The 12,857-nt window shown below is 33.2% G+C and carries 15 protein-coding genes; 7 read left to right on the forward strand and 8 right to left on the reverse strand.

From position 1 onward, the window contains the following. Positions 1-92 precede the first annotated feature (92 nt). Positions 93-539, forward strand: coding sequence for a peptide-methionine (R)-S-oxide reductase MsrB (gene msrB, locus GIY83_RS12165; RefSeq protein WP_194615525.1), 447 nt, complete (start codon positions 93-95; stop codon positions 537-539). A gap of 641 nt (positions 540-1,180) precedes the next feature. Then, entirely contained in the window at positions 1,181-2,179 is a 999-nt protein-coding gene (gene lpxD, locus GIY83_RS12170; RefSeq protein ID WP_194615524.1) for a UDP-3-O-(3-hydroxymyristoyl)glucosamine N-acyltransferase, read from the forward strand. A 261-nt stretch (positions 2,180-2,440) separates the two neighbouring features. Here lpxD and GIY83_RS12175 read toward each other — a convergent pair whose 3' ends face one another. The 3 genes from GIY83_RS12175 to GIY83_RS12185 form a co-directional block, all read right to left on the reverse strand. Continuing rightward, complete coding sequence (locus GIY83_RS12175) at positions 2,441-2,755, reverse strand: DUF3817 domain-containing protein (RefSeq protein ID WP_194615523.1); 315 nt, start codon at positions 2,753-2,755, stop codon at positions 2,441-2,443. 2 nt (positions 2,756-2,757) lie between these two features. Further along, positions 2,758-3,216, reverse strand: coding sequence for a hypothetical protein (locus GIY83_RS12180; protein ID WP_194615522.1), 459 nt, complete (start codon positions 3,214-3,216; stop codon positions 2,758-2,760). Positions 3,217-3,285: 69 nt separating this feature from the next. Further along, the gene (locus GIY83_RS12185) at positions 3,286-3,876 is read right to left on the reverse strand and encodes a TetR/AcrR family transcriptional regulator (protein WP_208681545.1); all 591 of its coding nucleotides are present in this window, start codon (positions 3,874-3,876) and stop codon (positions 3,286-3,288) included. Between the two features lie 251 nt (positions 3,877-4,127). On the opposite strand from GIY83_RS12185, the gene GIY83_RS12190 reads away from it, so the two are divergent. The 5 genes from GIY83_RS12190 to hemN all read left to right on the forward strand — a co-directional run bounded on the left by GIY83_RS12190 (position 4,128) and on the right by hemN (position 8,834). Next, positions 4,128-5,756: an acyl-CoA carboxylase subunit beta gene (locus tag GIY83_RS12190; protein ID WP_194615520.1), complete on the forward strand. Its 1,629-nt coding sequence runs from the start codon at positions 4,128-4,130 to the stop codon at positions 5,754-5,756. A 122-nt stretch (positions 5,757-5,878) separates the two neighbouring features. Further along, positions 5,879-6,301: a DoxX family protein gene (locus GIY83_RS12195; protein ID WP_194615519.1), complete on the forward strand. Its 423-nt coding sequence runs from the start codon at positions 5,879-5,881 to the stop codon at positions 6,299-6,301. Between the two features lie 116 nt (positions 6,302-6,417). Next, positions 6,418-6,765: a hypothetical protein gene (locus GIY83_RS12200; protein ID WP_208681548.1), complete on the forward strand. Its 348-nt coding sequence runs from the start codon at positions 6,418-6,420 to the stop codon at positions 6,763-6,765. Positions 6,766-6,874: 109 nt separating this feature from the next. Next, on the forward strand, positions 6,875-7,351 hold the full coding sequence (locus tag GIY83_RS12205) for a hypothetical protein (RefSeq protein WP_208681550.1): 477 nt from the start codon (positions 6,875-6,877) through the stop codon (positions 7,349-7,351). A gap of 118 nt (positions 7,352-7,469) precedes the next feature. Continuing rightward, a complete protein-coding gene (gene hemN / locus GIY83_RS12210; RefSeq protein ID WP_194615516.1) occupies positions 7,470-8,834 on the forward strand; it encodes an oxygen-independent coproporphyrinogen III oxidase in 1,365 nt (454 codons plus the stop codon). Here hemN and GIY83_RS12215 read toward each other — a convergent pair. The 5 genes from GIY83_RS12215 to GIY83_RS12235 all read right to left on the reverse strand — a co-directional run bounded on the left by GIY83_RS12215 (position 8,831) and on the right by GIY83_RS12235 (position 12,857). Then, the gene (locus tag GIY83_RS12215) at positions 8,831-9,532 is read right to left on the reverse strand and encodes a sulfite exporter TauE/SafE family protein (RefSeq protein WP_208681558.1); all 702 of its coding nucleotides are present in this window, start codon (positions 9,530-9,532) and stop codon (positions 8,831-8,833) included. The genes hemN and GIY83_RS12215 overlap by 4 nt on opposite strands. 298 nt (positions 9,533-9,830) lie before the next feature. After that, positions 9,831-10,280 carry a FixH family protein gene (locus GIY83_RS12220; RefSeq protein WP_194615514.1) on the reverse strand — a complete coding sequence of 150 codons (450 nt, stop codon included), beginning with the start codon at positions 10,278-10,280 and terminating at the stop codon, positions 9,831-9,833. Positions 10,281-10,292: 12 nt separating this feature from the next. After that, entirely contained in the window at positions 10,293-11,711 is a 1,419-nt protein-coding gene (ccoG, locus tag GIY83_RS12225; RefSeq protein ID WP_194615513.1) for a cytochrome c oxidase accessory protein CcoG, read from the reverse strand. An 11-nt stretch (positions 11,712-11,722) separates the two neighbouring features. Further along, a complete protein-coding gene (locus GIY83_RS12230) occupies positions 11,723-12,661 on the reverse strand; it encodes a cbb3-type cytochrome c oxidase N-terminal domain-containing protein (protein ID WP_194615512.1) in 939 nt (312 codons plus the stop codon). 1 nt (position 12,662) lies between these two features. Then, a complete protein-coding gene (locus GIY83_RS12235) occupies positions 12,663-12,857 on the reverse strand; it encodes a cytochrome C oxidase subunit IV (RefSeq protein WP_065447907.1) in 195 nt (64 codons plus the stop codon).

Consider the following 12,857-nt stretch of genomic DNA (forward strand, 5'->3'; position numbering starts at 1 on the left):
TTTTATAAGTAACGGTACTTATTCTTATTACTTTTTGTTATATAAAAGAGTAGTAACTTTATTCAATCTTTTTTAAATTTAAAATTACAGTTATGATAAAATGGGCAGATATAATTCGTTTTACAAATAAAGGAAATCCGGCTCCGGATAAAAGAGTCGAGAGAACACCGGATGAATGGAAACAGCTTTTAACGCCGGAAGAATTTCAGGTAGCACGATTAAAAGGTACTGAAAGATCTTTTAGCTCTGAACTTTGCAGTTTATTCGATCCGGGAATTTATGAATGTAAATGTTGTGGCACTTTACTTTTTGATGCAAGTGAAAAATTTGAATCAGGAACAGGATGGCCGTCTTTTACACAACCGCTAAAAGAAAATGCTATTGCTTACCATGCAGACAAGTCATACGGAATGATCCGTGTTGAGGTGGTTTGCAATACCTGCGACGCACATTTAGGACATGTTTTTCCTGATGGCCCTGAACCAAGCGGTTTGCGTTATTGCATTAATGCTATTTCTCTTTCTAAAATAAAAGAATAAAAAATCTAAAAAGCGATTCCTTATAATTTAAAGTGAATCGCTTTTTTTATTATAATTTCATTTTAAAATGAGAATAAAATTTAAAAAAGAGCTTTCAATTTAACTTCATAAGGAAATACATTCCCTATTGACCTTAAGATTTAACTTACCAATTTTACTGTTTTTAAAAATTAAATTGAAAAATACATTCAAAAAAATCAAAAAGCAACCTTTCATTTCTCTTATTTGATTTAAATAACTGCTACAAATCAGCAAAAAAACCTTCTCTAAATCAAAGCCAAAGAAACCTACAAAATAACATGATGCTTTAATGAGCGTTTAAAATGGCTATTTACTATCGAAAACACCTTAAAATCCATTGATTTAAAACAAGATAAGTGTACACCAATTTATTGGATCATTACGATTTAAAAGTCTGTATATTGACACCTAAAAACCTACAAAAGACACGAATTTAAAAGCTGTTGTACTCTCAGGAATTCGAAATCAATCAAAAAATTAATAGAATTACTGTTAAAATTGTAATATTTAAACTATTATTTAAAATACTATTTAAAAAAGTTCAAAATAAGATTAGGTAATTTAAATCTAATTGATTTTATTTGGTGCGAAATAACCCCTAAAACAATTAAAATCATTCGATGAAATCCTATTCAATTCAAGAAATTAATGAAGTTATTAATGGCGTAATTTACGGCACGACTTCGCAAAGCATTACAGCAACAGAACAATTAGAAAAAGCCACCTCTTCTGAAATTTCTTTTATAGGAAATAAAAAATATGAAAAATTCTGGGAAGCTTCAAAAGCCTCAATTGCAGTTGTTAACGAAGACATTTCGATTGAACCTGGAGATAATCGTGCTTTTATAAAAGTAAAAAATGCTGATTTGGCAATGTCTCAAATTTTAGCACTTTTTGCTCCGCCTACCCCAATATTTCGTAATAATATCCATAAATCGGCCAATGTTGATGAAACAGCTATTATTGGTGAAGGCGCCAGAATTGGTGCAGGTTGTTATATTGGTCCAAAAGTCGAAATTGGTGCAAACGCTACAATTTACCCAAATGTTACTATTTTAGACGAATGTACTATTGGTAAAAATACCATTATCTGGTCGGGAACTGTAATTCGTGAACGTTGTCATATAGGCAGCGATTGTATCATTCATCCAAATGCAACAATTGGCGCTGATGGTTTTGGATTCCGTCCTTGTAGTGAAAAAGGTTTGGTAAAAATTCCACAAATTGGAAATGTTATCATAGGAAATGGAGTTGAAATTGGAGCGAATTCTTGTGTAGACCGCGGTAAATTCAGTTCTACAGTACTAGGAGATGGTTGTAAAATTGATAATTTAGTACAAATTGGACATAATAGTAAATTAGGTAAATTTTGTATTATGGCCGGAAATAGCGGTTTAGCCGGTTCAGTAACTTTAGGAAATGGCGTAATTATTGGCGGAAGTGCTTCTATAAAAGATCATACTACTATTGGAGACGGTGCTATTGTTGGTGCAGGTTCTGGTGTAACTGGAGATGTTCCTGCAGGAAAAACAATGTTAGGATATCCTGCTGTCGAAGCTCGCGATGCATTAAAACAATGGGCTATTTTGAAAAGAATGGTTTGCGATTCAAAAAAATAAAACACACATTTTTATATAAAAAAACAGAAGCTTGCTTCTGTTTTTTTTTGTTTTATAAGGCCTCGCACTCAAAGCCTACGACTTTCATTAAAAAAATCACTTTTTGGATAATATTCTCACTACACTCAAAACGTAAAATATTATCACAATCTTCCAGATCAAAATTCCATTTCGAATTAGGAAATAACCGATTCAGTTTAGGCGTTATCTTTTTTACTTTTGATATACTATCAACATTTGTTTTAAATACAAAAATCATAGTTATTGCTGGTTTTTAATTTTACTTAAAATTTTAGAATCAATATAGAAAGTTCCAAAAGGTATAACACACGCTAAAAGTACTTTCCAGGTGGTGTCTTTAAAATTCCAGTTTTGCTCTACACCAACACTCAGCGTATTAAAAATAAAAAGTAAAAATAAAGCGCCGTGAATGGTTCCTACGGGTCTGGTTAGAAAAGGCATTTCAAATACATACTTCATAGGCATTGCTATAAAAAGTAAGATTAAAAGAGAGGTTCCTTCCAGAAACCCAATGATTCGTAATCGTCCGGTATTGGTTTGCAGTAAATTTTTCATAATTATCTAAAATAAGGTCGGTTTGCAAGAAATGAGAAGGGCCACGGAATTGCTATAAAAATGATTATTAGCGCGATAGAAAACCAAACTAACATGGTTTTAAACTTATCGCGATCACTTTCTTTTCTTTTTGCCAAAGCTGAACCAATTGTTATTAAAACAATAGAAACAAGCATTAATAAAATATGAATCAATGCAAAAAAAGCGGCATCAATATTTTGAACAGCTGTGGCGAAATTTGCCCAAAAGTATTTTACAATCGGACTTTGCATATAAATTAATATTCCAAAAATCAATTGAATATGAGCAATAGTTGCCGTCCAATGCCGTATAGCATTATCTTTTTTAGTGAAAGATAATTGTAACCAATAACCTTTGTAAGCGATAAAAATCGAGTAGAATAAACTTCCTAAAACAAACCACCGCAGCATCGAATGGCAAAATAATAGCGTTGTATACATTGTTTTAAAATTAAGACAATGCAAATATATTTAAAAAACATACCAGATAGTATGTTTTAGCATAAAAATTTATTTCAAACTATTCAAATAACTTCTAAGCTCCTTTAAATAAATAATATAACACGAATTACTATTCTGAATTTTTCCAAAATTTCGTATTCCCCAATATCCTGACATTACAAAAAAAGCTACTTGTTCCCCATTAACTTCTTTTTTGATCAAATCAGATTGCTGAGCATTTAAAATCGTTTTTTCGATAGTTTGTTTCCATTGATTAATTAATCCCAGCAAAGCTTCACTAAACTGATTATTCCAGGGTGTCATTTCCTGGGTTAAATTTCCAACAGGACAACCATACTTTATTTGCAAAAAAGGATCTTCAAGAAGTAAATAAGAGATCATATTGTACAAATCATCAACAGGATTAAGTGAGTTTTCGATAGGTTTTATAAAACTTTCCAGCATCACAGGTTTCAAGATTTCCTCAATAATTGCAACTCCCATTTCATCTTTGGTCTTAAAATGGTAATAAAACGCGCCTTTTGTAACTTGCGTGGTGGCAATAATATCATCAATACTGGTGGTTTGATATCCTTTTGAATAAATCAATTCAAATGCTTTCTGAAGAATTGTAAGTCGGGTATTGGCAGCTTTAGACATAAAGAATACTAATTGGTATGAAACAACAAATTAAGGCAAAAAATATGATTAAGCATGCATTTGTATTTAGCTCGTCTAAAACAAAAATTGAATTTATAAAGACTATAAATTCATTTATTTCTCATTAAACCCATCTTATTTTTAAAATATCATTAATTACTTTTTATTATATCTGAAAACATTTTTATTATGTGGATTTCAATTGATTTTGTAAATTAGCCAACACTATTTTGTAAAAACCACAATATACCATGGATTTAAACTTCAATAAAAACGAAGATCACAATAAACTATTACTTTCTGACTTAAAACAAAGATTTGCCAAAGTAAAATTGGGCGGAGGTGAAAAACGTATAGAAAAATTACATGCCGAAGGAAAAATGACAGCGCGCGAACGTATCGCTTATTTGCTTGACGAAGGCTCAAAAAGTATTGAAATTGGAGGTTTTGTTGGAGACGGAATGTATGCTGAACATGGTGGTTGCCCATCTGGCGGTGTTGTTATCAAAATAGGCTACATAAGAAACAAACAATGTATTGTTGTGGCCAATGATGCTACTGTAAAAGCTGGTGCCTGGTTCCCTATTACCGGAAAGAAAAATCTTCGTGCGCAGGAAATTGCCATGGAAAACAGATTGCCTATTATTTATTTGGTAGACAGTGCAGGGGTTTATTTACCTCTTCAGGATGAAATTTTTCCTGACAAAGAACATTTTGGCCGCATCTTTAGAAACAATGCACAAATGAGCAGTATGGGCATTACCCAGATTGCTGCTGTTATGGGCAGTTGTGTTGCCGGCGGAGCTTACTTGCCCATTATGAGCGACGAAGCTTTAATCGTGGATAAAACCGGAAGTATTTTTCTTGCCGGAAGTTATTTGGTAAAAGCTGCCATTGGTGAAACTATTGATAACGAAACTTTAGGTGGCGCGACAACACATTGTGAGATTTCCGGCGTAACTGATTATAAAGCTAAAGACGATAAGGACGCTCTTGATAAAATAAAAAATATAGTAGATAAAATAGGTGATTATGATAAAGCCGGTTACAACCGAATCAAATCTGAAAAACCTGCCTTAGAACCTAAAGACATTTACGGAATTTTACCAAAAGCCCGAAACGAGCAATACGATATGATGGAAATCATCAATCGTTTGGTTGATAATTCAGAGTTCGAAGCCTATAAAGATGGTTACGGTCAAACCATTATTACCGGTTATGCCAGAATCGATGGCTGGGCGGTAGGAATTGTGGCCAACCAAAGAAAAGTAGTTAAAACCAAAAAAGGCGAAATGCAGTTTGGGGGTGTAATTTATTCTGATAGCGCTGACAAAGCCACTCGATTTATTGCCAATTGTAACCAGAAAAAAATTCCGTTAGTATTTGTTCAGGATGTTACCGGTTTCATGGTAGGATCAAAATCGGAGCATGGCGGTATTATAAAAGATGGTGCAAAAATGGTGAATGCTGTAAGTAATTCGGTTGTTCCAAAATTTACCGTAATTGTGGGTAACTCTTACGGAGCAGGAAATTATGCCATGTGCGGAAAAGCCTATGACCCACGATTAATTTTTGCATGGCCAAGTGCAGAACTTGCCGTTATGGGAGGAACTCAGGCTGCAAAAGTTTTAGCCCAAATCGAAGCTTCTTCGCTTAAAGCAAAAGGAGAAATTGTAGACGAAGCCAAAGAAGCTGAATTATTCAATAAGATCAAGGCAAGATATGATGAACAAACTTCACCTTATTATGCTGCTTCAAGATTATGGACAGATGCTATCATTGATCCTCTGGATACCCGTACCTGGATTTCTATGGGAATTGAGGCTGCCAACCACGCTCCTATTCAAAAACAATTTAATTTAGGCGTTATTCAGGTTTAAAGAATTCCTGCATTTTTCAAATTACGTTAAAAAAATACAAAAATCTTACTTTCAAGTACTTATAAATAAATATCTCATTAAAAAGTAGTAACTTTAGATGTAATTTTTAATCACGTAGTATCATGGAAAATGTAAAAAGTTTAAATAAGTGGGCAAATGCGCACACTTATTTACCGGTTGATTTAGTACGTATTGTTTTGGGTGTATTTTTATTTATGAAAGGAATTTCATTTGTAACCAACATTCAGTATTTACATGATTTAATTTCTCCAATTGATCAGTTTGGCGGCGGAATGTTTCTTTTACATTACATTGCACCAGCGCATATGATTGGTGGTATTATGATCTTTTTCGGATTACTAACCCGTTGGGCAATCGCAGCCCAATTGCCAATATTATTTGGTGCGATTCTCATCAATTTTATGGGACATATGCACTCTGAAAGTTTAATTTTGGCTATAGTAGTACTTTTAGTTTGTGTTTTCTTCCTGTTTTACGGAAGCGGAAAACACTCTGCTGATTATTATTTCAAAATGCAACAATAACTTCATTTATCCTCAATAGTACAATTATCTAGTGAGGATAAATAATAACCTACTTTTAAAGTTAATTAATTCTTTAAAATTTCTTTAATTGTATTTTATGAGTTAAATTCGCCACCATGAATTGGATTCGTAAAACCGTTATTTTTATATCACTTTTGATAGTTGCTTTTTTTGCTGTTCAGGCAAACGAATCTTCTATTGAAACAACTGAAAGTCAAAAAACGGATACTAATTTCTCCATAGATCACGCCGATTCATTAGCTTTTATACAACCCCAGGCAAGTTATCAATTTGCAGCAAACATAAAATCGAATCCATCTATCTTAACAAAATGGTTTGATTCTTTATTGATGGTGATTCCTCAGCACAAAGCAGTAAAATCAACATCAAACTTTGCAAATCAGTTTGCAACTCAGAGCAAAAAAGTCCTTTTAATGCTCTATCCCTTCCATTTTTTTTGGTAGGCATTTTATGAAATTTTAATTTAGGGAGACATCTTCCTAACAAGTTGAGCTGTTTTCTATCCTGAAAATGGTGTCATATTTCATAATAATTTACCCAATTTTTTAAATCATGGAAACAAGTGTAACCATAATTGGTATTGTGATCGCGATCATAGTAGCCATTCCTGTATATTTTTCAGCACGAACGAGCGCTGCAAGCAAATCAAAAATTTTAAACATAAAAAAGAAATTCAGTCCAACTCATCCGGAAGATTTTGATTTAACTGAATCTCAAAGCAACAAGACACTTACAATAGATCAGAAAAACAGACGTTTTATTTTGATGAATTTCAATCCTAATCAGCAAGAATCTATGTATGTAGATCTAAAAACGGTTTCCTTTTGTAAACTGGTTTTAACCACTGAAGGACCATCAGATACCATCGTAAAAATTGACTTTGAATTTCAGGATAAAGAAACTCCTAAAAAAATCACAATACCATTCTATGATTTTGATGATGACCGCATCAAACAGATAAGCGCCTATCAAGATCATCAGTTTGCAAAAAAATGGCTTAAAATCATCCAAGATTCTATTTCACGTTAGTTATTTAATTCAGAAAAGAGGCTCCTAGTGAGTCTCTTTTTTTTGGCAAATACATGATATTTGTCATTTTCTGCTTCATTCATAAATTCTAATTTTGAATTATACAAAATCCGACTTTATGAAAATCTCACTGACCCAAAAATACAATGTCCCAGGTCCCAGATATACAAGTTATCCAACAGTTCCGTACTGGAATGAAAGTGATTTTACTACTCAGGAATGGATAGCGTCTTTTCAGAAATCTTTTTCAGAAAGTAATGCTCAAAACGGAATTAGTTTATATATTCATTTACCATTTTGCGAAAGCATGTGTACCTTTTGTGGCTGCAATAAACGCATTACAAAAAATCATTCGGTTGAAGAAACTTACATACAGGCAGTTTTAAAAGAATGGGATTTGTATTGTAATTTATTACCTCAAAAACCCCTTATAAAAGAAATTCATTTAGGCGGAGGAACGCCAACATTTTTCTCTTCAAACAATTTAGAGCTGCTTATAAACGCTATACTTTTTAAAGCTGACAAAGCTAAAAATTACGAATTCAGTTTTGAAGGTCATCCTAACAATACTACATACGAACAACTTAAAAAACTATACGATTTAGGCTTTCGCCGAGTGAGTTTTGGCGTTCAGGATTATGCTGAAAAAGTTCAAAAAGCAATTCATAGAATCCAGCCTTTTCACAATGTCGCAAAAGTAACTTTTTGGGCAAAAGAAATTGGTTATACATCGATAGGTCACGATATTATTTTTGGATTACCATTTCAGACGATTGAGAACGTAATTGATACTGTCGAAAAGACAAATTCCTTAAAACCGGATCGTTTGGCATTTTACAGCTACGCACATGTACCGTGGATAAAAGGAAACGGACAACGCGGATTTAATGAAGAGAACCTTCCTAAAGATGCTGAAAAAAGAAAACTATACGAAACAGGAAAACAGATGCTTTCTCAAAATGGTTATCACGAAATTGGTATGGATCATTTTGCGCTGGTTTCTGATAGCTTGTATAAAGCTAGAGCCAATAAGGAATTGCATCGAAATTTCATGGGTTATAGTGCCTCAAAAACGCAGCTTATGATTGGCTTGGGAGTTTCATCTATTAGTGATAGCTGGTACAGTTTTGCCCAAAACACAAAAAGTATCGAAGAATATTACCAATTATTAGAAGAAGACAAATTGCCTGTTGCAAAAGGACATATCCTAACCAATGAGGATTTAATTATTAGAAAACACATACTTAACTTAACCTGTGAATTTGAAACTTCCTGGAGCGATGAAGCCTTATACTTCAAAGAAATTCCTAACGTACTAGAAGACTTAAAAGAAATAGAAAAAGATCAGTTGATTATAATCGGGGAAGGTAAAATAACCATTACAGAAGCCGGAAGACCTTTTGTTCGAAATATTTGTATGGCATTTGATTTACATCTAAAAAGAAAATCACCGCAAACAAACTTGTTTTCGATGACTGTTTAATGACAATTAGGAGTTTCCTGTACAAACAAACTCATATTCGACGGAGAAATATAGGGAATTCCTAATCCCAGTCCTCTAAGGATAAATAAAACACCAATTATTACAGCTACATACGGAATTGCCTTTTGGATTTTATTTCTGAAAGGCAATTTTATTAATGAATGGACATAAACAACGAGTGTCATTAAAGGAATTGTTCCTAACCCAAACAAAATCATATACAATACACCAAAACCGGCACTCTGCATGGCGATGGCACCAAATAAGGCTACATACACCATTCCGCAAGGCAAAAAACCATTTAATAATCCTATTGTAAAAAGGGATTTATAGGTTTTCTTTTTAAATTGATTTCCTAAACCTGATTTTACTCTGGAAATAATTTTATAAACAGGTTTTGAAAAATTGTATTTTGAAAAAACTTTCTCCGGAACCAAAACGACAAGAATCATTGCCAAACCTATAAAAATAGACATCTTTTGCTGCAGTCCCGCCAGAAAAAATCCTCTTCCTAATAAACCAAAAATAAGTCCAACTGTTGCATACGCAGTTAGTCGGCCTAGATGATATGTTATGATCTGCGTAACTTTTTTTGCTTCATTTTGATGATCTACAGGTAACATCATAGTAATTGGACCACACATTCCGATGCAGTGCAAACTACTTATTAAACCTAATATGAAAGCTGAGTATAACATTTGTTTATTATTATCTTGCCGCAGAAAAATTGGACTAAAATGATTTTACAACGTTTTGTGTGTTTTATTCAATCAATATTTGTGCAGTCCCCTATGGGACATCTTTTTTAAATGTAGCTTGTTCTTTCTACCAATATCTAAATCCGAACGGATTATATCTCACAGAGATTAAATGTTGGTAAAAAATAAATCCCCATGATTATTTGTCCCATAGGGACTATATTTTCAAACCTGACATCAATAATTTTTCAAAAAATCCATGCAAATCATTCTAATCTGTGGCAAACACGTATTAAAATTAATTCACGTAAATTACTTCTTTCGATAAGTATTTTCTTCCCTTATATTCCCATTCCATATTAACATCCCAACGCCCTTTAATCAGTTTCTTTTGCGGAATAAGCAAAGACGAATTAGTTAAAGCAATTTGAGTATCAAAATCAAATTTCTTATTTGAAGGTCGGTATAATAAAACGTTACCTTTTATTTTATCACTTTCAAAAGTGGCAGGAAAAGCTATTTTTACACCATTCTCTGTATAGGTAACAGAAGGTCTTTGCTGCAAATCATGAGCATTTTGAATTCGAGCCATTTCATCCTGAAAATGCGAATCGTGTTTGTAATATTCTTCTACAACCAAATCATTATCATACTTACTATTCGACTGCACTTCGAAAACAAAATATAAAATAAAGCTCATAAACAGTGCAAATGCTATGACAATTCCGGTTCCCCAATTTATTTTCATGATAGTATATTTTTAATTAAAACTTCGTGGTCCTAAAAAATTAGTTGTGGTAGTTTCGAGTAATTCTGTACCGTTATAAACTCCAATTTTAACTTTGGTTTTATCGCTTTCCAAAAGAACCTTATCAATTTCTATAAATAATGTTCCTTGTGAGATTCCTTCTTTTAAAACTTTAAAATGCTGTTTTCCAACATTTTTAATATTTCCTTTTTGATCAATCAATTCAAAATGAATGTCATGATAATCTTTCATCGTTTTATTAACGATTTTATAGGTATAAACATTGCTAATCATATCGCCTTTATGCTGAAACAACTGACCTGGCAAACGTAAAACAACGGCCTGAACATCGGTTCGTAAAAACAGCATCCCAACAAAAACACTTAATAAAATGAACAAAACAGCTGTGTAACCTTTCATTCTTGCTGTAAATTTAAAAGGTGCTTTTTTTACAATTTCATCTTCAGATGCGTATCGAATAAGGCCTTTTGGTAAACCTACACTTTCCATTATTGTATCGCATTCATCAATGCAGGCAGTACAATTGGTACATTCTAATTGAGTTCCGTTTCGAATGTCGATTCCCATTGGGCACACATGTACACATTGGTGACAATCAATACAATCTCCTTTTCCTGTTGTAGCTCTGTCTTCTTTCTTATTGAATTTCGCACGACCGGCTTCTTTTTCTCCCCTAACAAAATCATAAGCCACATTGATAGATTTATCATCTAAAAGTACACCTTGCAATCTTCCGTAGGGGCAGGCAATAATACAAACCTGTTCACGAAACCAAACAAAAACAAAATAGAAAACTCCGGTAAAGATCAGAAGCGCAATAAAATTACTTGCTTGCTCAATTGGTCCTTGTTCGACCATTAAAAAAAGTTGATCACTGCCTACTAAATAGGCCAGAAAAATATTTGCAATGCCAAACGAGATCAGAAAAAAGATAGTCCATTTAATTAATCGTTTTCTAATTTTTTCTGCATTCCATTCCTGTCTTGCTAATCGGGACTGAGCGCCACGATCACCATCAATCCAATATTCAATTCTGCGAAAAACCATTTCTAAAAAGATAGTTTGCGGACAAATCCATCCACAAAAAATCCTTCCAAATACTACGGTAAATAAAATTATAAAAACAATACCAACAAGCATTGAAATTACAAAGAGATAAAAATCCTGCGGCCAAAATGGAAATCCAAAAATATTAAAACGTCGCTCCATAACATTAAACATCATGAATTGATTTCCGTTTACTTTTATAAACGGATTTGCAATTAAGATGGCTAACAATATGTAGCTAACTATTTTTCTATATTCATAGAATTTACCAGACGGTTTTTTAGGGAAAATAAATTTTCGATTACCCCCTTCATCAATAGTTCCGATGGTATCTCTAAAAGCTTCGTCTGGTAAATTTGACATGATTTTTGTAATTATTTTTTAACTTCAGTATTATCCTTTGGTGTACTTGCTGTGGTATCTTTTGTTGGAGCACTATCATCAACCCAAATTTCGCCTTCTGCTTCTTTTGGATCTTTTGGGTTACTACCTTGTAAGGACAGGATGTAACTCGCTACTTTTTGAATTTCTTTTGGTTTTAAAGTTCCTTTCCAGGCAATCATTCCTTTACCGTCACGACCTCCATTAGTTATGGTATGGAAAAGATTTTTAATTCCTCCTCCCAAAATCCAATGATTATCGGTAAGGTTTGGCCCAATTTGGCCTCCGGCATCAGCACGGTGACATGCAGCACAGTTGGTTGTAAATATTTCTTTACCGGCAGCTAAATTTTCAGGATCTGTTAGTAAAACAACTGTTTTCTCATCCATTAAATCCGGTGCTGTTTTCAGGTACTCATCTACATCAATTTTTGCCTGAGCCATTTCTTTTTTAAGCTCCATCTCCTGATCATCTCCACCAAAAACCTCATAACGGGCAAAATAAATTACTCCAAAAACAATACAGATATAGAATAAATACACCCACCAAGGCGGTAAATTGTTGTCTAACTCTTTGATGCCGTCATAATCATGATCCATCAACAAGTCACCTTCTTTTTCTATAGGTTGGGTTTTCGTAAGCTTCTGCATTAAATCTTTATACCAGGTGCTTTCTGTTAAACTCAAACTTTTTTCATATTCCAGTTTTGCCTTTTCTTCCGGCGACATCAATTGGTACATAATGCGGTTCACCGCACTTAAGGTAATTTCTATCGCAATAAGGATAAATAGAAAAACCAATAAAAAGACAGCAACCATTGGATACTTAACAAAAGCCGGCCTGTCGCCTGAATCTATAAAGTATTCCATCAAAGCAAATACGATGAAGAAAATAATCGGTACTCTTAAATATACTGGGAAAAACTTTTTCATTTTAAATATCTTTTGAAATTATACTACACCCTTCATCTAAAGGTATTTCACTCATTTCCTGTATTTTTTCTTTTTTATATGAGAATACCCATAAGCCTAATCCAACAAAAAAGAAAAAGAATATCAAGAGAGAAAGTATCGGGTAAATTGCTATACCCGAAATAGTCTCCATATTGTGTTTTATTTGTTCAAACAT

The organism is Flavobacterium sp. SLB02 (genome assembly GCF_009664855.1).
GTDB lineage: Bacteria > Bacteroidota > Bacteroidia > Flavobacteriales > Flavobacteriaceae > Flavobacterium.

Excerpts from the sequence above, each read along its gene's own strand:
- hemN (WP_194615516.1), top strand. The coding sequence starts at position 7,470 with ATGAAAATCTCACTGACCCAAAAATACAATGTCCCAGGTCCCAGATAT.
- GIY83_RS12195 (WP_194615519.1), top strand. The coding sequence starts at position 5,879 with ATGGAAAATGTAAAAAGTTTAAATAAGTGGGCAAATGCGCACACTTAT.
- GIY83_RS12185 (WP_208681545.1), bottom strand. The coding sequence starts at position 3,876 with ATGTCTAAAGCTGCCAATACCCGACTTACAATTCTTCAGAAAGCATTT.
- GIY83_RS12220 (WP_194615514.1), bottom strand. The coding sequence starts at position 10,280 with ATGAAAATAAATTGGGGAACCGGAATTGTCATAGCATTTGCACTGTTT.
- lpxD (WP_194615524.1), top strand. The coding sequence starts at position 1,181 with ATGAAATCCTATTCAATTCAAGAAATTAATGAAGTTATTAATGGCGTA.
- msrB (WP_194615525.1), top strand. The coding sequence starts at position 93 with ATGATAAAATGGGCAGATATAATTCGTTTTACAAATAAAGGAAATCCG.
- GIY83_RS12200 (WP_208681548.1), top strand. The coding sequence starts at position 6,418 with ATGAATTGGATTCGTAAAACCGTTATTTTTATATCACTTTTGATAGTT.
- GIY83_RS12190 (WP_194615520.1), top strand. The coding sequence starts at position 4,128 with ATGGATTTAAACTTCAATAAAAACGAAGATCACAATAAACTATTACTT.
- GIY83_RS12175 (WP_194615523.1), bottom strand. The coding sequence starts at position 2,755 with ATGAAAAATTTACTGCAAACCAATACCGGACGATTACGAATCATTGGG.
- GIY83_RS12215 (WP_208681558.1), bottom strand. The coding sequence starts at position 9,532 with ATGTTATACTCAGCTTTCATATTAGGTTTAATAAGTAGTTTGCACTGC.
- GIY83_RS12205 (WP_208681550.1), top strand. The coding sequence starts at position 6,875 with ATGGAAACAAGTGTAACCATAATTGGTATTGTGATCGCGATCATAGTA.
- GIY83_RS12180 (WP_194615522.1), bottom strand. The coding sequence starts at position 3,216 with ATGTATACAACGCTATTATTTTGCCATTCGATGCTGCGGTGGTTTGTT.
- GIY83_RS12230 (WP_194615512.1), bottom strand. The coding sequence starts at position 12,661 with ATGAAAAAGTTTTTCCCAGTATATTTAAGAGTACCGATTATTTTCTTC.
- ccoG (WP_194615513.1), bottom strand. The coding sequence starts at position 11,711 with ATGTCAAATTTACCAGACGAAGCTTTTAGAGATACCATCGGAACTATT.
- GIY83_RS12235 (WP_065447907.1), bottom strand. The coding sequence starts at position 12,857 with ATGTTTGAACAAATAAAACACAATATGGAGACTATTTCGGGTATAGCA.